The organism is Actinocorallia aurea, from assembly GCF_054783995.1.
This window is the reverse complement of sequence record NZ_BAAGPQ010000002.1, coordinates 114,415-130,255: the sequence shown is the minus strand read 5'-3', so window position 1 is coordinate 130,255 and position 15,841 is coordinate 114,415. Positions and strand designations below refer to the sequence as shown.

Sequence of the window (15,841 nt, the reverse complement as noted above, 5' to 3'; positions counted from 1 at the left end):
CGGCGGGTCATGCGCGAAGGGCCCGGTCCAGGATCTCTCAGCTGAATCCGGCACCGGTGATCATGCCGCCGTCGATGACGATCTCGGCGCCGGTGACGTAGGAGGAGTCGTCGGAGACGAGGTAGGTGATGAGGCCGGAGACTTCGCGGGTGTTGCCCATACGGCCGAGGGGGAGGTTGGCGAGGAAGGCGTCGGCTTTGGGGGCGGCCTGGGCGACGACGTCGGGGTCGAGGGACATGGCGGTGAAGATGCCGCCGGGGTGGACGGAGTTGACGCGGATGTTGTATTTGCCGAGTTCGCGGGCGGCGGTCTTGGTGAGGCCGCGGACGCCGAACTTGCTGGCGCTGTAGGCGGAGTAGCCGGCGGAGGAGACGAAGCCCTCGGTGGAGCTGATGTTGACGATGGCGCCGCCGTTGTCGCGGAGGGTGGGGATGACCGCCTTGATGCCGAGCCACTGTCCGACGAGGTTGATCTCCAGGACGCGCTGGAACTCGGCGAGTTCCATGTCCTCGATGTTCTTCACCTTGATGACGCCGGCGTTGTTGACGAGCGCGTGGAGGCCGCCGTAGGTCTTCACGGCGAGGGAGACCGCGGTCTCCCAGTCTTCGGGCCGGGTGACGTCCATGCGGGTGAAGACGGCGCTGTCGCCCAGGTCGGCGGCGAGGGCGGCGCCTTCCTCTTCGAGGACGTCGCCGAAGACGACTTTCGCTCCTTCGGAGGTGAGGCGCTTCACGTGGGACTTGCCCATGCCGCGCGCCCCTCCGGAGATGAGGACGACCTTCCCGTCGAGCTGGCCCATCAGTGGTCTCCGTTCGGTTGCCGGGGGTGCCGGGGGCCGCGCAGGGCGGCCGCCGCGGCGGTGATCGCGGATGCCGCGGCCTCCATGCCGCGGAAGAGGGGGACGCCTCCTTCGCGGGCGGCGGCGCGGACGGCGTCCTCGACGCCGGCGGGCGCGCATTCGCCGTTGCGCAGCACGAGGGTGACGCGGGTGTGCGGCAGCGCGCGTTGGAGGTCGGCGATGGCCCGCGTGTAGGCGAGGAGGGGTTCGGCGCTGTCGCCGAAGGTGAAGAAGCTCTGCGCGTTGACGTGCGCGACGACGTCGGGGTAGGCGCGGTGCTCCAGGATCGCGGTGACGGCCCGGGAGACGAGCGCGGGGTCGGCGCGCGGCCCGACGGGTACTTCCAGCGGGTTCGCCAGGGAGGTGCCCGCGCCGAGGCCGAGGGCGCGGAGCGCGTCCCGGGCGGGGGCGGGGAAGCCGTCGAGGCGCAGTCCCGCGGTGTCGAACGCGTCGGCGGCGAGGACGCTGGCCCCGCCGGACGGCCCGATGACCAGGACGCCTTCGGTGTCCCGCGGCACTGGCCGTCCGGCGTGCCGGTCGAAGAAGTCGAGGACGCCGACGAGGTCGTCCTGGCTGGTGACGAGGGCGAGGCCGGTCTGCCGGGAGAGCGCGTTCCACACCCGCCCGTCGCCGATCATGCCGCCGGTGTGCGACGCCGCGGCTTCGCGTCCTTGGGCGCTGCGCCCTCCGACGAGCGCCACGACGGGCTTGGGGCAGTCCGCCAGGGCGGCGCGCAGGGCGACGCCGTCTCTCGGGTCTTCCAGGTAGAGGCCGATGGCGGTCGTCGAGGGGTCCTGGCCGAGGTAGGCGAGGAGGTCGGCGGGTGTGACGTCGAGGCTGTTCCCGACGGTGGCGACCTTGGAGTAGGCCAGCCCCCTGCGCTCGCCCACCTTGATGACTTCTCCTGCGAGCCCTCCGGACTGGGAGACCACCGAGACGCTTCCGGGAGGCCCCTGCGCGCCGCCGAGGAAGGTCTGTCCTCCGGCGGGGGAGTACACGCCCATGCAGTTCGGCCCGAGCAGCCGTGTTCCCTCGGGCACCGCGGCGAGCAGTGCGGCTTCGGCCGAGGAGTCCCCGGTCTCGCCGAAGCCGCCGCTCATCACCTGGACGAACGGGATGCCGGAGGCCTGGGCGACGACTTCGGCGCACTGGGACGCCGGCACGGCGACGAGCGCGTAGTCCACGTCGGCTTCCGCGAGGGACTTCACGCACGGGACGCCGTCGATGGACGGGGCCGTAGGGTGGACCGCGTAGATGGGTCCGGAGAAGACCTTCTGGTAGAAGCCGAGGAACATGTTCCCGAAGTTCGGCTTCTTCGTGGACGCCCCGACCACCGCGACCGCCCGCGGCGCGAACAGTGCGTCGAATGTCACCTTTTGGTTAGGGTCCACCTTGGGAGTCTCGCGCGTCCCTCTTTGCGAGGGGACGGCCGCGGCGCGGTGGCTCGTCCCCTCTTCGCTTTCCCGGGAGGTCCCCGCCGCGGCCCCCGGAACGAGCCGCGCGTCGACCGCGACGGCCCCTTCGGGCGAGCAGATGACGGGGTTCAGCTCGAACTCGGCGAATCCCTCGAAGGCGGGCGAGCCCAGCGCGTCGGCGACCGCGAGGACCGTGGCGACCAGCGCGTCCACGTCCACGCCAGGACGGCCCCGGAAGCCCTCCAGCAGGGCCCTGCCGCGCAGTTCGGCGAGCATCGCGCGCACGTCGGCCTCGGTGACGGGCAGCAGCCGCAGGGCCGCGTCGTCCATCACCTCGGTGAGGACGCCGCCGAGCCCGACGAGCAGCACCGGCCCGAAGGCCGGATCGCGGACCGCGCCGATGATGACCTCGACGCCCGGCGCGGCCTGCTCCTCGACGAGGAACCCTTCGGCGGACACCCCGCGCGCGAGCATCGCGGCGGCGGCCTCCGCCGCCTCCTCGGCCGACGCGTTGCCGAGCGCGACCGCGCCCGCGTCGCTCTTGTGCAGCAGCTCAGGTCCGTAGGCCTTGACGACCAGCGGCGGCGTCAGCTCCGCCGCGGCGGCGCGCACATCCCCGTCCGCGGGCACGTGCGCGCCGCGTGGGACGCGCACGCCGAAGCCGGAGACGAGCGCCTTGACCGCGTGTTCCGGAAGATGCCCGGAGGGCGGCTGCCCGTTTGCGGGAAGGTTCCCCATCTAGCCGAGCACCTCGGCGAACTCGTCGCGGATGCCCCGGCGCAGCAGCTTGCCGGGGCCGCCCGACCCGTCGGTGGTGTGCGGGAGTTCGGCGGCGACGACGACCGCGTCGGGCACCTGGTGCGCGGGCAGCGTCGCGGCGAGCGCGGCGAGGACGGCGTCCCCGTCCAGCTCGGCCCCGGCGCGCGGCACGACCGCGAGGAGGATCTTCTGCTCGGCCGCGCCGCTCTCGGCGTGCGCGGGGACGCCCACCGCGCCCGCCTCGGCCACGCCAGGCACCTCGACGGCCTTCTCCTCGATCTGCGCGGGCTGCGACCACTGGCCGCCCTTGAGGATGGCGTCGTCGCGCCGCCCGAGGACGGACAGCGTGCCGTCCTCGGTGATGATCCCGAGGTCGCCGCCGACGAACCAGCCGTCGTGCAGGGACTCGGCGGTCTTCTCCGGCAGTCCGTCGTAGCCGGTCATCATGTTCGGGCCGGTCAGGTTGATCTCGCCGACCTCGCCGACGAGCCTCTCCCCGTCCGGGCCGGTTACCTTCACCGCGCAGCCCTTGCGGGCGCGCCCGGAGGCCGTGATGGGCTGGGAGCCGTCGTCCTGCCTTCCGAACACCGTGTAGGGCGCTTCGGTCTGGCCGTAGTACGAGTAGATGGCGGCGTCGGGGAAGCGGGCCTTGATGCGGTCGCGCAAGGCCGGCAGCAGAGGCTCCCCGCCGAGGATGATGGCCCGGAGGGACGACAGGTCGGCGCTCTCGTGGTCGTCGCTGCCGAGCAGCGCCGAGAAGAACGACGGGATGACCGACACGTGCGTGACGCGCTCGCGGGGCACCACCTGGGTGAAGGTGGCGGGGCTCCAGTCCTGCTCCAGGACGAGCTTCTGGCCCGCGTAGAAGGCGGGTCCGACGAGCGCGGGGAAGCCGATGCCCCAGATGATGGCGCCGGTCCCGGTGACGGAGTCCTCGGCCGTCGCCACGTCGGTCCAGATCTGCGCGATGGAGATCGCGGAGAAGTGGGTGTGCACGACGGGCTTGGGCAGCCCCGTGGTCCCGCTGGTGTAGAAGAGCGCGAGGGGGTCCGAGCCGTGGCCGCCGTAAGGGGGCTCCTCCTCGGAGGCGGTGGCGGCCAGCGCGTCGAGGTCGACGGCCTCCTCGCCGGGTCCGCCGACCTTGATCCACAGCTTGACGCCCGGCAGCTCCCCGCGGATCCGCCCGACGGCCTCCTCGACCGTGGCGTCGTAGACGAACACCGTCGCCTCCGACGCCGCCACGACCTGCCGCAGGGTGTCCAGCGGCCAGTAGGGGTTCAGCGCGGAGACGACCGACCCGATCTTCATCTGCGCGAGGTACACCTCGGCGACGTGCAGGGTCTCGTTCATGAGCGACGCGACCCGGACGCCCGGTGCGACGCCCGCCGCGAGCAGCGCGTGCGCGACCCGGTTGACGTTCCGGTTCAGCTCCTCGTAGGTGAAGGAGCGTGTGCCGCAGTAGGTGAGCGCGGTCTTGCCTGGGGTGCGCAGGGCGTTCGCCGTGAGGATGGCGTAGGCGTAGTTGGAGAACGGGGAGTGCGTCACAGCGGTCTCCTTTCCGGGGGAAGGGGCGGGGAGGGGACTAGCGGGCGGCGTAGACGACGAAGGGGTTCCCGGCCGGGTCGCGCAGAAGGGCGCGCACTTCGTGCGGTCCCTCCTCCGGCCCGCGGACGAGCTCGGCGCCTGCGGAGGTGAGGCGCGCGACGGTGGCGGGCACGTCCTCGACCTTGAAGGAGGCGGCGACGGCTCCGGCGAGGTCCTCTTCGGCGCCGACGAGCGCGAAGGTGGTGCCGCCGCCGTCGAGGGCGGCGAAGCGGTCGCCGTCGGCGAACTTGACGGTGAGGCCGAGCCCGTCGCGGTAGAAGGCGACGGCCGCGGCGAGGTCCTTGGCGGGGTACATGACGTTGCCGACGCGGGTCACGCGGGCCTCCAGGAGGGGATGGGGCCGAAGCCCGGTAGGTCGTCGAAGCAGACGCGGACGCGCATCCCGATCGCGGGTTCGGCGGCGTGCAGGGTGCCGAAGGCGCGCGCGCCCTCGTCGAGGTCGATCCAGGCGACGGTGTAGGGCGGGGCGAAGCCCGGCAGGAACGTCCGGTGGACCGTGGTGAACGTGTGCACGCCGCCGTGTCCGGAAACCGGCTCGAACGGCAGGTTCGTGCCTCCGCAGTAAGGGCAGGAAGCCTCGGGGAAGTGGACGAACCGGGCGCAGTCGGCGCAGCGCTGCAATGCCAGTTCGCCCCGCCGGCAGGCCGCCCAGTAGGGCTCTGTCAGCGGGCTCGGCGCGGGGGCGGGGCGTGCGGGGTCCATCGCGGCCAAACTAGCGCACGCTTGGTTGGTCGACAAGGGCTACCCAAGCAAGCGCTAGGGCGCGTAGATTGCCGGTGTGCCCCTCGATCTCAGCGAACTCGCCGCCCCCGGCCACACCGCAGTCCTGGTCATGGAGATGCAGCGCGGCGTCCTCGGCGACCTCGCCAAGTTCCCCGGCCTGCGCGAGATCTGCGCCGAGCGCGGCACCGTCGCCGCCGCGGCCCGCGTCCTCGCCGCCGCCCGCGCCGCGGGCGTGCCCGTCGTCCAGTGCACCGCGGCCTTCCGCGCCGACCGCGCCGGCAGCCACACCGACAACACGCCCTTCCTGCGCAACCTCCTGCGCGACCCCGCGCACATGCTGGAGGGCACCGCGGCGATCGAGGTGCTGCCCGAGCTGGCCGACCCCTCGGACCTGGAGAACCGCCGCTACCACGGCTTCACGCCCTTCACCGGCACCACGCTCGACCAGGTGCTGCGCTCCCTCGGCGTCAGCACGGTCGTCGGCGTCGGCGTCTCCCTGAACCTCGCGATCCCCGGGCTCGCCTCGGAGGCCGTCGCGCTCGGCTACCGCGTCGTCGTCCCCGTGGACGCGGTCGCGGGCATCCCCGCCGAGCACGGCGACGCCGTCCTGGCGCACACCATCTCCCTGCTCGCCACCCGCACGACCGCCGACGACCTCGCCGAGGCCTGGCTCGACCGGAGCGCCGCATCATGACCTTCCCCGGACTCGACCTGCCCGGCCGCACCGCCCTGGTCACCGGCGGCGCGGGCGGCATCGGCCGCGCGATCTGCCGCGACCTCGCCGCCCTCGGCGCGCGCGTCCTGGTCGCCGACCTGAACGCCGACGCGGCGACGGCCTTCGCCAAGGAGCTCCCCGACGCCGAGGGCCTCGCCGTCGACCTCGCCGACCCCACCTCGATCGACGCGCTGGCCGAGCGCGCCGGGCCCGTCGACGTCCTGGTGCACAACGCGGGGATCTCGATCGTCGAGCCGTTCACCGAGAGCGACCCGGCGCACTGGGACCTCATGTGGAAGGTCAACCTGCGCGCCCCCATGCAGCTCACCAAGGCCCTGCTGCCCGGCATGGTCGAGCGCGGCTGGGGCCGTCTCGTCTTCGTCTCCAGCGACGGCGCCCGCGCGGGCTCGGGCGGCGAGGGGGCCTACGGCGCGACGAAGGCGGGCCTGTTCGGCCTCGCCAAGTCCCTCGCCAGGGAGGCGGCCCGGGGCGGCGTGACGAGCAACGTCGTCTGCCCCGGACCCACCGACACCCCCATGGTCCGCGAGGTCGCCAAGGGCCATCCCGACCTCCTGGACAAGCTCGCCAGGGGCATCCCGCTCAGGCGGATCGGCACGCCGGAGGACGTCGCGGGCCTGATCGCCTACCTCTGCACCGACAGGGCCGGCTACATCACGGGCCAGACCCTGTCGGTCAGCGGCGGCATCACCATGCACTGAGGGCGGGGCAGTGACGCCCGGAGGCTCAGGCCAGGGACGCGTAGGCGGCCTTCAGCAGCTCGTACGAGCGAAGGTCGCCGCCGATCGCGTCGCCCATGAGGTTGGGGACGAACGCGAAGGCCAGCCCGGCGGCCGGGTCGCCGAGGCCGAGCGAGCCGCCCGCGCCCGAGTGGCCGAACGCCGCCGCACGGCCTTCGGCGGGGACCCGGAAGTTCACGTTAGGCCGCATGTAGCCCAGGCCGAACGCGGTGTTCACCAGGAGGGTGCGGTCGGGGCCGTGCACGCGGACGCGGGTGGCGTCGGCGAGGGTCTCCGGCTTCAGGATCTCGCCGCGCACGAGCCTGTCGTAGAAGGCGGCGAGGTCGCGGGGCGCGGCGAGCATGCCCGCGGCGGGCCAGCCGCCCGCCAGGACCACCGGGTTGTTGAAGGACGTACGGGGGTTGTGCAGCGCCCGGTTCATCCGCGATGTCGGGTCCATGTAGGCCTCGGCCATCCGGTGCAGCAGGTCGTCGTTCTTGGCGCGGGCCACCGGGTCCGCGCCGCCGGACGGCACGGGGCGTCCGCCGAGCCTGGCGGCCTCGGCGATGACCTCGGGCGGTGCGCCGATCCACAGGTCGGGCGCGAACTCGCGCCGCACGAACTCGCCCACGGTGGTGCCCGCGTGCCGCCGGACGATCTCGCCCGCCAGCCAGCCGTAGGTGAGCGCGTGGTAGCCGTGCCCGTCGCCGGGCGTCCACTCCGGGGCCTGCGCGGCGAGGAGGGCGGCCATCGCAGCGGGGTCGGCGGCCTCCTCGGGGGAGACCGGCCGGTCGAAGGCGGGCAGGCCGCCCTGGTGGGTGAGCAGGTGCTCACCCGTCGTCTCCTCCTTGCCCCGCACGCCGAACTCCGGCCACCAGCCGGTGACGGGCGCGGTCAGGTCGACCTCGCCGCGCTCGGCCAGCAGCAGCGCCGCCGTGGCGGTGACGGCCTTGGTGCAGGAGAACGCGACACAGCGCGTGCCGCGCTCCCAGGCCCGCCCGGTGCGCCGGTCGGCGGTGCCGCCCCACAGGTCCACGACCGGCCGCCCGCCGACGGTCACGGCCACCGCCGCGCCGAGCTGCCGGCCCTCCGCGAACTGCTCCTCGAACACGTCGCGGACCGCCTGGAAGGCCGGATCGCAGTGTCCCTCGACGACGCCCATCTCTCCTCCTCGAAAGGTCGCCACATCATGACACCGCCCGAAGGGCTGCAAACCCCCCAGACATCGAATAATTGGGGCCGTTGGGGAGTGAATGATGAAAAAGGGGCACTTAACCTGCTGACTCCCGAAGTGGTGCTCGCCGCCGTCGGGACCGTCACCGAGGGGCGCGTCCTGCCGCTCTCCCTGCCGATCAAGGGATCGACCTCGGGGCCCGCGCCGACCACGGTCCCGCACCTGCGCGGGCGGCCCCTGCCCCAGCACTTCATGTCGGTTGACGGCGCCGACTACGTGGCGGGCACCAGGCCCGTCGGGGCGGGGCTGCGCATGGCCGACGACGCCATCATCGTCACCCCGCACGGCACCACCACACACATGGACGCGCTGTGCCACATGTGGGCCGGGGACTCCCTCTACAACGGGCATCCCGCCTCCCGCGTCCGCTCTTACGGGGCCACGCGGTGCGGCATAGACAAGTCGGGGCCTGTGGTCGCCCGCGCGTCGTTCTTCGACATCCCCGCCTTGCGCGGCGTCCCTTATCTGGCCGCCGAAGAGCGCATCACGGTCGCCGACCTTGAGGCGTGCGGGGTCGAGGTGCGCCCCGGCGACGTCGCCGTGGTCCGGACGGGCTGGCCGCTCGCGTGGGCGGAGTCGCCGGAGAAGTACTGGTCCGGCCAGCCGGGCCTCTCGGCGGAGGCGGGCCGCTGGCTCGCCGAGCGCGACATCGCCATGGTCGCCTCCGACAACTCGGCGATCAGCGCGCTCAACGCCCACCAAGGAGCCGACGAGTCCTTGGACGACGACCTCCACCTGCTCTTCCTGTGGCGCCACGGCATCCACCTGGCCGAGATGCTGTGGCTCGAAGAGCTCGCCGAGGCGCACCGCACCCACTTCCTCTTCGTCGCCGCCCCTCTGAACATCGAAGGAGGCACCGCGAGCCCGATCACCCCGCTCGCCCTCCTGTGACGTCCGCCGCCGACCCGTCCCACGACGGGCCCGGCGCACACGCCGGGTTCCCGAAGTGCCTGTGCCGGGCCCGGTGAGCAGGGTCCGGCGTTCGTGCGCCCAAGCGGAGCCGAGTTCTCGAACGCCTGCGGGCCGGACGAGCCCGGCCCGCAGGCCCCGGAGCCGGGGGCTTGAAGTGCGTCTGTGCCGGGCCCGTGAGTGCGGTCCGGCACGGGGCGCGGTCAGGACTCGCCGGGGTAGCCGCCTCCGCCGTGGGCGGCGTCGAGGGCGTCGTAGTCGGGGGTGTAGCCCTTTTTGGGGATCTCGGTGACGAAGGCGACGTAGCGGGGCTTCTTGTAGGAGGCGATCTCGCCGCGGACGTGGTCGATGACCGACTCCTCGGTCTCCGAGGCGCCCTCGGCGAGGACGACGACGGCCTTCACCGTCTGGCCGAACCGCTCGTCCGGCACGCCGATGACGGCGGCGTCGGCGATCGACGGGTGGCTCTTCAGCGCCCGCTCGACCTCGGCCGGGTACACGTTCTCGTTGGCCGACTTGATCATCCGCAGCTTCGGGCCGATGAACGTGAGGGTGCCGTCGGGCTCGCGGCGGCCCAGGTCGCCGGTGTGGTGCCAGCCGCCGCGGAACTTGGCCGCGTTCAGCTCGGGCCGGTTGTGGTAGCCGCTGAAGACCGCCCAGCCGCGCGCGCAGATCTCGCCGACCTCGCCCGGCGCGACCTCCCGGCCGCCTGCGTCCAGCAGCCGGATCGCGGCCAGCGTGCCCGCGCGTCCCGCCGGTCCCGCACCGCCCGGGGCGAGGCCGAGGAAGGTCAGCATGCCGCCGACCTCGGTCTGCCCGTACCCGCCCATCTTGGACGTGCACCACGGCGAGTCGTCGACGGTGGTCATCGCGTCCCACTCGGGGGAGTGGGAGACGAAGCGCAGGGACGACAGGTCGTACGCGCCTTCGGCGTTGGCCGCGACGAGACCGTCGATCATCGGCCCGAACAGGAACGCCTGGGTGCACTTCTCGGCGTCGATGAGCCGGCACACCTCCTTGGGCTCGTAGGCGGGCGTGAAGACGTTCTTGCCGCCGAGCAGGAAGGTCGCCAGCACGAACATGGTGGTGCCGACGTGGAACATCGGCCCGCAGGCCAGGTAGGCGAACCCGTCGCGCATCTCGCGCTGGTGCAGCAGCGCCTCGGCGTGCGCGATGAGCGCGCGGTGCGACAGCAGGGCGGCGTGGGGGCGTCCGTCGAAGGCCGCGGTGTAGAGCGCGAGCACAGGCTCGCCTCCGTCCACCGGAGTCGGGGGCTCGGCGTCCGGGTGGGCGGCGAGGAACTCCTCGTACTCCAGCCCCGCCTGCACCCACACGGCCTTGCCCGTGCTCTCCTCGCGCGCCTGCGCGACGGCCTCGGAGTTCGCCTGGGAGTCCTCCCAAACGACGACCTTCGGCTCCAGGTCGGCGAGGATGAACGCCATCTCGTCGGCGGTCTGCCGCCAGTTGGCCGGGCACAGGACCGCGCCGAGCCTGCCGCAGGCCAGCAGCAGCTCAAGGATCCGGAACGAGTTCTGGCCGAGCCACAGCACCCGCTCGCCGCGCTGCACCCCGGCCCCGGCCAGTGCTCCGGCGAGGCGGTTCACCCGGGCGTCCAGGGCGGGATAGGTGAGGCGGACGGCGCCGTCGACGGCCGCGTCGCCCAAGGGCCTGCCGCGCCGGTGCTCGCCGAGGACGTCGCCGAGGGTCAGCTCGTGGACGGGAGCCTTCTGGGGGTTGGACAAGGAGCGCCTCCTCGCGCGTGAAGGGACGGGCTACCGGAACGCCGGCATGACCTCGGCGGCGAAGAAGCGCAGGGTCTTGCGCATGTCCTCGATCGGGACCTGCCGGGTGGAGCCGAAGTCGCACATGAGGTTGGAGAAGCCCATCTCCTTGACCATCTGGATCTGGGCGATGACGCGCTCGGGGTCGCCGATGACCTCCAGCTGCTCCCAGCGGAAGTCGTTGCCGACCGAGCCGCCCTTGAGGTACTTGTCCTGCCAGAACTCGAAGCCCTTGGCGACCTCGCCGGTCTTGGAGTCGATGGGGGCGCTCTGCGCGTTGAAGATCCGGCTGCGGTCGAAGCCCTCCTCGAACCGCGCCTGGTCGGCCTTGGCCTGCTCGATCGTCGGCGCGACGTACACCGCGCGGGAGGCGACGAGTTCGACGGCGGAGGTGTCCACGCCGTTGGCGGCGGCCGTCGCGTGCCAGGTCTCGGCGGCCTTGGCGATCTTGCGGAAGGGCGCGGCGGGGTCGGCGAGGATGGGCAGGCCCCGGGCCGCGTAGATCTCGACGGTGTCGGGGGAGACCGCGGCGACGTGGACGGGCGGGTGCGGGGTCTGCAAGGGCTTCGGCTGCAGGGTGATCGGGTTGCCCGACCCGTAGTACTTGCCCTGGAAGTGGACGTCCTCGCCGGTCCACAGGTCAAGGATCATCGCCAGGGCCTCGTCGAACCTGTCGCGCGCCTCGCTGAGGGACAACCCGAACGACTCGAACTCCACGCTCTGGTACCCGCGTCCGACGCCGAGCTGGAGCCGGCCGTTCGACAGCAGGTCGACCATCGCCGCCTCTTCGGCCACGTGGATCGGGTTGTGCAGCGGAAGCACGACGATCCCGGTGCCGAGCCGCAGTTTCTCGGTCCGCGCGGCGAGGTTGGCCAGCAGCGTGAAGATGTTGTTGACCTGGCCGTAGTCGCGGAAGTGGTGCTCGGCGACCCACACGCCGTCGAACCCCAGCTCCTCGAGGAGTTCGACCACCTCGATCTGGTAGTCGTACACCTCCTTCGCGCTCTGCCCGGGAAAGCGGTGAAAGAGATGGAAGGTCGAGAACTTCATGGGTCTGGACGCTCCTTACGGTGAATAAACAAGCGCTCGCTTGGTAGCGTAGCAGTCGGTGGGGCTCCCGGCGAGGCTCCGCGAGCCCCGGGGCGTGCGGCCGATGCGCGCGCGGGTCCTACGCTTGGACGCATGATCAGGCACGTTGTGATGTTCACCTGGAAGCCCGAGGCCACCGACGAGCAGAAGGCGGCGGTCCCGGCCGAGCTCGCCAAGCTGCCCGAGCGGATCCCGCAGATCCGGCGCTACGAGTTCGGGCCGGGCCGCAACCCGGGGAACAAGGACTTCGTCCTGGTCGCCGACTTCGACGACGATGAGAGCTTCGTCACCTACCGCGACCATCCCGCCCACCAGGCGTTCATCGAGGCGTGCGTCGCGCCGATCGCGGCGGACCTGGCCAGGGTCCAGTACGAAGTAGTTTCCTGAGACACCCTGACACCTCTTAACAAGCGCTTGCTCTGGATTTAACATGATGACAATCTGTGTTCCCGAACAAGCACTTGGCCATCGCGGCATAATGAGGGGGTGACTACGACGACGAGCAGCGGACGCGCCAAGGGCTCCGGCGAGGCGTCCGGCGGACGCCGGCGGGCGCGGGGCGGCCAGGCGCTGGCCTCCGAGAGGCGCGAGCATCTGGTGCGCCTGGCGGCCGAGCTGTTCGCCAGGAAGGGTTTCCAGGCCACGACGGTCCGGAACATCGCCGACGAGGCGGGCATCCTGTCGGGCAGCCTCTACCACCACTTCGACTCCAAGGAGTCGATCGTGGACGAGATCCTGTCCTCCTTCTTCGACGAGCTGATGGCGGCCAACCGCGCGGCGATCGAGCGGGGCGGCACCCCGCGCGAGGTGATCTCCGCGCTGGTGCGCATCGCGTTCGGCACCCTGGAGCCGCACCGCGCGGCGATCACGGTGATGCAGAACGACTGGAACTACCTGAAGAACCAGGAGCGCTTCGCCTACCTCACCAAGGCCGAGGACGACGTCGAGAAGATGTGGGTCACCGCCCTGGCCGAGGGTCAGAAGAGCGGCCTGTTCCGCGAGGACATCGACCCCAAGCTCACCTACCGGATGATCCGCGACACGATCTGGGTCGCGGTGCGCTGGTTCAAGCCCGGCGGCCGCCTCGACACCGAGGGCCTCGCCGAGCACTACCTCAAGGTCCTCTTCGACGGCATCGTCACGCACTGACGATTCGCTCGCGCGCTTCGCGGTCCCGTCGCCGATCCGGCGGCAGGACTTCGCGCGTCCGCGGCAGGGCTCTCCCGAGTCTCCGCATGCCGAGCCCGCAGGCTGAGTCCGCGGGCGGTCAGCCCGGGACGAGGATCGCGGCCGAGCCGTAGGAGCCGCCGAAGCCCGTCACCAGGGCGGGGCCCGCGCCTGCGCGCACCTGCCGCACCGCCTCCGCGGTGTTGTTGAGCCCGTGCACGTACCCCTCCGACAGGAGGCCGCCGTGCGGGTTGACGCGGTCCAGGGCGTCCTCCAGGCCGTCGGCGAGGTCCTCGCGGGCGAGGAGGCCGAAGTCCTCCAGCTGGCGCGGCACGAGCCAGCTGTAGGCGTCGTAGAGCAGTCCCACGCCGATGTCGGACGGCTTCATGCCGGCCGCCTCGTACAGCGGCCCGGCCAGGTAGTGGCCGAAGGTGCGGGTGACGTCCTCGGCGCGGTCCATCGTCGAGCAGCCGGGGCCGCCGCCGCGCACGACGGCGCGGATCAGCGGGGCGCCGGGACGCGGCGCGGAGACCACGAGCGCGCACGCCGCGTCGGTCTCCTGGCAGCAGTCCGCGCGCCGCAGCGGTGAGGCGATCACCGGCTCCGCGAGGTAGTCGGCGTGGCTGAAGTCCTTGCGGACCAGCGCCCGGGAATTGCCCAGCGCGTTCGCGCGCGAGCGCCGGACGACCGCGGACAGATGGTTTTCGGTCAGCCCTCTTTCGTGCAGATACCGCTGGGCGGCGAGCGCGAACTGGTGGACCGGGCCGGCCATTCCGTAGGGGTGCGTGAACTGCTCTTCGGCGCCCTCGCCCAGTTTCAGGCCGAGGTTGTTCATCCGCTTGCCCGACCGCCCGTTGAGCGCCCGGTAGACCAGCACCGACCTCGCGATCCCGGACGCGACGAGCTGCGCGGCGTCGCCGAGGATCGAGGCGCACTGGGTGCCTCCGCCGTAAAGCTCGTTGTGCCAGCCGATCTCGGAGATCCCCAGCTCACGGGCCACGTACAGGACCGGCGCGGAGTCGCCGAGGTGGTAGCTCAAGATCGCGTCGGGGCGGTCGATCCCGGCGTCGGCGAGGGCGGCCCGGGAGGCGGTGAGCGCGAGCGCGAGCGGAGTCACTCCCGAACTGCGGGTAATTTCTGACATGCCGATTCCGGTCACCGCAGCCCTGTCCGAAAAGGACTGGCGCGCGGTCACGGGAGCCGGCCGGACGCGAAAGCGGAGACGCGGCGTGCGTCCGCGGTGGAACTGACGCCGCCCGCGGCGGAAGGGGCGCGATCCATCCACCGCGGGCGGCGGGCCCGGGTCCGGGAGAGCTTCGCGATCACCTGGAAGAACAGTCCCGAGGGCATGCCAGCACGCTAACGCGAAAAGGTTCTTGGGGCAAGCGCTTGCTTGGGTGAATAACCGTCGGCCCTGCGATGAAACGAAAAGTAACGTTTACATATCGGACACTTGACGCCACGGGTGATGTGGGGCTGAGATGCGTGGGAGCGCTCCCACAGACCACCACCCCTCATCCCCACCCCGGGAGGAACACCCCCATGAAGTTCAGCCGTAAATCCGCCGCGTTCGCCGCGGTGCTCGCGGGCGTCCTGGTCGCCGGCACCGCCTGCGGCGGGTCGGACGACGACTCGGCCTCCGGCGGCGACATCACGCTGACCGTCGACACCTTCGGCGCCTTCGGCTACGACGAGCTGTTCACGCAGTACGAGGCCGCGCACCCCGGCATCAAGATCGAGCACCGCAACGAGAAGGAGCACGAGAAGGTCTACGTGCCCAAGCTCCTGCAGTACCTGGAGACCGGCAGCGGCGCGGGCGACGTCGTGGCGCTGGAGGAGGGCATCCTCACCAGCCTCCGCGGCCAGGCCGACAAGTTCATCGACTTCAACTCCTACGGCGGCGCCGAGCTGGAGTCGAAGTTCATCAAGTGGAAGTACGACCTCGGCAAGAGCCTCGACGGCAAGAGCCTGATGGCGCTCGGCACCGACGTCGGCGGCCTCGCGATGTGCTACCGCACCGACCTGTTCGAGAAGGCCGGCCTGCCGACCGAGCGCGACGAGGTCAGCAAGCTCTGGCCGTCCTGGGCCGACTACAAGTCGACCGGTGAGAAGTTCCAGGGCAAGGTCGAAGGCACCAAGTTCGTCGACGGCCCGGCCGCGCTGTACAACGCGATCCTGTCGCAGGAGGCGCCGAAGAACGGCAACTACACCTACTTCGACAACGCGAACGCCTACGTCGCGGACAAGAACCCGGCCGTCAGGACCGCGTTCGACACCGTGAACGGCCTCAAGGACCTGTCCGCGGGCCTGAAGGCGTTCACCCCCGAGTGGCAGACCGGCTTCAAGAAGGACTCCTTCGCGACCATGGCCTGCCCGGCCTGGATGCTCGGCGTCATCAAGGAGAACTCCGGCGACGCCTACGCCGACAAGTGGGACGTCGCTTCGGTTCCCGGCGGCGGCGGCAACTGGGGCGGCTCCTACCTCGCGGTGCCCAAGCAGTCCGAGCACCCGAAGGAGGCCGCTGAGCTGGCCAAGTTCCTGACCAGCCCCGAGTCGCAGATCACCGCGTTCAAGGCCGTCAACGCGCTGCCGACCTCTCCTGAGGCCCTCAAGGACCCGCAGGTCGCCGACGCCAAGAACGACTACTTCAACGACGCCCCCGTCGGCCAGATCTTCGCCGCGGGCGCCAGCAACCTCCAGCCGGTCCAGCTCGGTGTCGAGAACGTCTCGGTCCGGACCGTCTTCGAGGACATCCTGATCGCCATCGGCCAGGGGCAGGTCTCGCCTGCCGACGGCTGGACCAAGGCGATCGAGGACGGCCGGAAGAAGTCTGAGTAACACTCCCGGCCCCTGAGAGACGGCGTCGCCC

At 71.5% G+C, this 15,841-nt stretch carries 16 protein-coding genes; 6 read left to right on the top strand and 10 right to left on the bottom strand.

Annotated features, from left to right (window positions below):
- Positions 1 to 37: 37 nt before the first annotated feature.
- From ACYVOM_RS00810 to ACYVOM_RS00790, 5 genes are read right to left on the bottom strand one after another with little or no spacing between them, the layout of a single operon-like run.
- A complete protein-coding gene (locus ACYVOM_RS00810) occupies positions 38 to 799 on the bottom strand; it encodes a glucose 1-dehydrogenase (protein WP_460301221.1) in 762 nt (253 codons plus the stop codon).
- On the bottom strand, positions 799 to 2,991 hold the full coding sequence (locus tag ACYVOM_RS00805; protein ID WP_460301220.1) for an acetate--CoA ligase family protein: 2,193 nt from the start codon (positions 2,989 to 2,991) through the stop codon (positions 799 to 801). Before ACYVOM_RS00805 ends, ACYVOM_RS00810 begins: the two co-directional genes overlap by 1 nt.
- Positions 2,992 to 4,557, bottom strand: a complete 1,566-nt coding sequence (locus ACYVOM_RS00800; protein WP_460301219.1) for a class I adenylate-forming enzyme family protein — start codon at positions 4,555 to 4,557, stop codon at positions 2,992 to 2,994.
- A 37-nt stretch (positions 4,558 to 4,594) separates the two neighbouring features.
- A complete protein-coding gene (locus ACYVOM_RS00795) occupies positions 4,595 to 4,933 on the bottom strand; it encodes a VOC family protein (protein WP_460301218.1) in 339 nt (112 codons plus the stop codon).
- Positions 4,930 to 5,319 carry a Zn-ribbon domain-containing OB-fold protein gene (locus tag ACYVOM_RS00790; RefSeq protein WP_460301217.1) on the bottom strand — a complete coding sequence of 130 codons (390 nt, stop codon included), beginning with the start codon at positions 5,317 to 5,319 and terminating at the stop codon, positions 4,930 to 4,932. Before ACYVOM_RS00790 ends, ACYVOM_RS00795 begins: the two co-directional genes overlap by 4 nt.
- 76 nt (positions 5,320 to 5,395) lie before the next feature.
- Here ACYVOM_RS00790 and ACYVOM_RS00785 point away from each other — a divergent pair, with 76 nt between their 5' ends.
- Positions 5,396 to 6,034: a cysteine hydrolase family protein gene (locus ACYVOM_RS00785; protein WP_460301216.1), complete on the top strand. Its 639-nt coding sequence runs from the start codon at positions 5,396 to 5,398 to the stop codon at positions 6,032 to 6,034.
- The gene (locus tag ACYVOM_RS00780; RefSeq protein ID WP_460301215.1) at positions 6,031 to 6,774 is read left to right on the top strand and encodes an SDR family NAD(P)-dependent oxidoreductase; all 744 of its coding nucleotides are present in this window, start codon (positions 6,031 to 6,033) and stop codon (positions 6,772 to 6,774) included. The genes ACYVOM_RS00785 and ACYVOM_RS00780 overlap by 4 nt, the downstream gene beginning before the upstream one ends.
- Before the next feature lie 25 nt (positions 6,775 to 6,799).
- On the opposite strand, the gene ACYVOM_RS00775 is transcribed toward ACYVOM_RS00780, so the two are convergent.
- Positions 6,800 to 7,954 carry a serine hydrolase domain-containing protein gene (locus tag ACYVOM_RS00775; protein WP_460301214.1) on the bottom strand — a complete coding sequence of 385 codons (1,155 nt, stop codon included), beginning with the start codon at positions 7,952 to 7,954 and terminating at the stop codon, positions 6,800 to 6,802.
- Positions 7,955 to 7,981: 27 nt separating this feature from the next.
- Here ACYVOM_RS00775 and ACYVOM_RS00770 point away from each other — a divergent pair, with 27 nt between their 5' ends.
- Entirely contained in the window at positions 7,982 to 8,917 is a 936-nt protein-coding gene (locus ACYVOM_RS00770; RefSeq protein WP_460302325.1) for a cyclase family protein, read from the top strand.
- Between the two features lie 221 nt (positions 8,918 to 9,138).
- Here the strand turns inward: ACYVOM_RS00770 and ACYVOM_RS00765 are convergent, their stop codons facing one another.
- On the bottom strand, positions 9,139 to 10,677 hold the full coding sequence (locus ACYVOM_RS00765) for an AMP-binding protein (protein ID WP_460301213.1): 1,539 nt from the start codon (positions 10,675 to 10,677) through the stop codon (positions 9,139 to 9,141).
- Between the two features lie 30 nt (positions 10,678 to 10,707).
- Complete coding sequence (locus ACYVOM_RS00760; RefSeq protein ID WP_460301212.1) at positions 10,708 to 11,766, bottom strand: LLM class flavin-dependent oxidoreductase; 1,059 nt, start codon at positions 11,764 to 11,766, stop codon at positions 10,708 to 10,710.
- 132 nt (positions 11,767 to 11,898) lie between these two features.
- On the opposite strand from ACYVOM_RS00760, the gene ACYVOM_RS00755 reads away from it, so the two are divergent.
- Positions 11,899 to 12,192 (top strand): Dabb family protein, encoded by a 294-nt coding sequence (locus ACYVOM_RS00755; RefSeq protein ID WP_460301211.1) that lies wholly within the window; start codon positions 11,899 to 11,901, stop codon positions 12,190 to 12,192.
- A 99-nt stretch (positions 12,193 to 12,291) separates the two neighbouring features.
- Positions 12,292 to 12,954: a TetR/AcrR family transcriptional regulator gene (locus tag ACYVOM_RS00750; RefSeq protein ID WP_460301210.1), complete on the top strand. Its 663-nt coding sequence runs from the start codon at positions 12,292 to 12,294 to the stop codon at positions 12,952 to 12,954.
- A gap of 118 nt (positions 12,955 to 13,072) precedes the next feature.
- Here the strand turns inward: ACYVOM_RS00750 and ACYVOM_RS00745 are convergent, their stop codons facing one another.
- Together ACYVOM_RS00745 and ACYVOM_RS00740 are read right to left on the bottom strand one after the other, a co-directional pair.
- Positions 13,073 to 14,116 (bottom strand): thiolase C-terminal domain-containing protein, encoded by a 1,044-nt coding sequence (locus ACYVOM_RS00745; RefSeq protein WP_460301209.1) that lies wholly within the window; start codon positions 14,114 to 14,116, stop codon positions 13,073 to 13,075.
- A gap of 47 nt (positions 14,117 to 14,163) precedes the next feature.
- Positions 14,164 to 14,322, bottom strand: coding sequence for a hypothetical protein (locus tag ACYVOM_RS00740; protein WP_460301208.1), 159 nt, complete (start codon positions 14,320 to 14,322; stop codon positions 14,164 to 14,166).
- A gap of 192 nt (positions 14,323 to 14,514) precedes the next feature.
- Between ACYVOM_RS00740 and ACYVOM_RS00735 the strand changes: the two genes are divergently transcribed.
- Positions 14,515 to 15,810, top strand: coding sequence for an ABC transporter substrate-binding protein (locus ACYVOM_RS00735; RefSeq protein WP_460301207.1), 1,296 nt, complete (start codon positions 14,515 to 14,517; stop codon positions 15,808 to 15,810).
- The last annotated feature ends 31 nt before the right edge of the window (positions 15,811 to 15,841 follow it).

What these genes read in the sequence shown, in the direction of transcription:
- ACYVOM_RS00775 (WP_460301214.1), bottom strand. Translation starts at nt 7,954, where the DNA reads ATGGGCGTCGTCGAGGGACACTGCGATCCGGCCTTCCAGGCGGTCCGC.
- ACYVOM_RS00740 (WP_460301208.1), bottom strand. Translation starts at nt 14,322, where the DNA reads ATGCCCTCGGGACTGTTCTTCCAGGTGATCGCGAAGCTCTCCCGGACC.
- ACYVOM_RS00755 (WP_460301211.1), top strand. Translation starts at nt 11,899, where the DNA reads ATGATCAGGCACGTTGTGATGTTCACCTGGAAGCCCGAGGCCACCGAC.
- ACYVOM_RS00780 (WP_460301215.1), top strand. Translation starts at nt 6,031, where the DNA reads ATGACCTTCCCCGGACTCGACCTGCCCGGCCGCACCGCCCTGGTCACC.
- ACYVOM_RS00735 (WP_460301207.1), top strand. Translation starts at nt 14,515, where the DNA reads ATGAAGTTCAGCCGTAAATCCGCCGCGTTCGCCGCGGTGCTCGCGGGC.
- ACYVOM_RS00805 (WP_460301220.1), bottom strand. Translation starts at nt 2,991, where the DNA reads ATGGGGAACCTTCCCGCAAACGGGCAGCCGCCCTCCGGGCATCTTCCG.
- ACYVOM_RS00770 (WP_460302325.1), top strand. Translation starts at nt 7,982, where the DNA reads ATGACACCGCCCGAAGGGCTGCAAACCCCCCAGACATCGAATAATTGG.
- ACYVOM_RS00745 (WP_460301209.1), bottom strand. Translation starts at nt 14,116, where the DNA reads ATGTCAGAAATTACCCGCAGTTCGGGAGTGACTCCGCTCGCGCTCGCG.
- ACYVOM_RS00810 (WP_460301221.1), bottom strand. Translation starts at nt 799, where the DNA reads ATGGGCCAGCTCGACGGGAAGGTCGTCCTCATCTCCGGAGGGGCGCGC.
- ACYVOM_RS00790 (WP_460301217.1), bottom strand. Translation starts at nt 5,319, where the DNA reads ATGGACCCCGCACGCCCCGCCCCCGCGCCGAGCCCGCTGACAGAGCCC.
- ACYVOM_RS00760 (WP_460301212.1), bottom strand. Translation starts at nt 11,766, where the DNA reads ATGAAGTTCTCGACCTTCCATCTCTTTCACCGCTTTCCCGGGCAGAGC.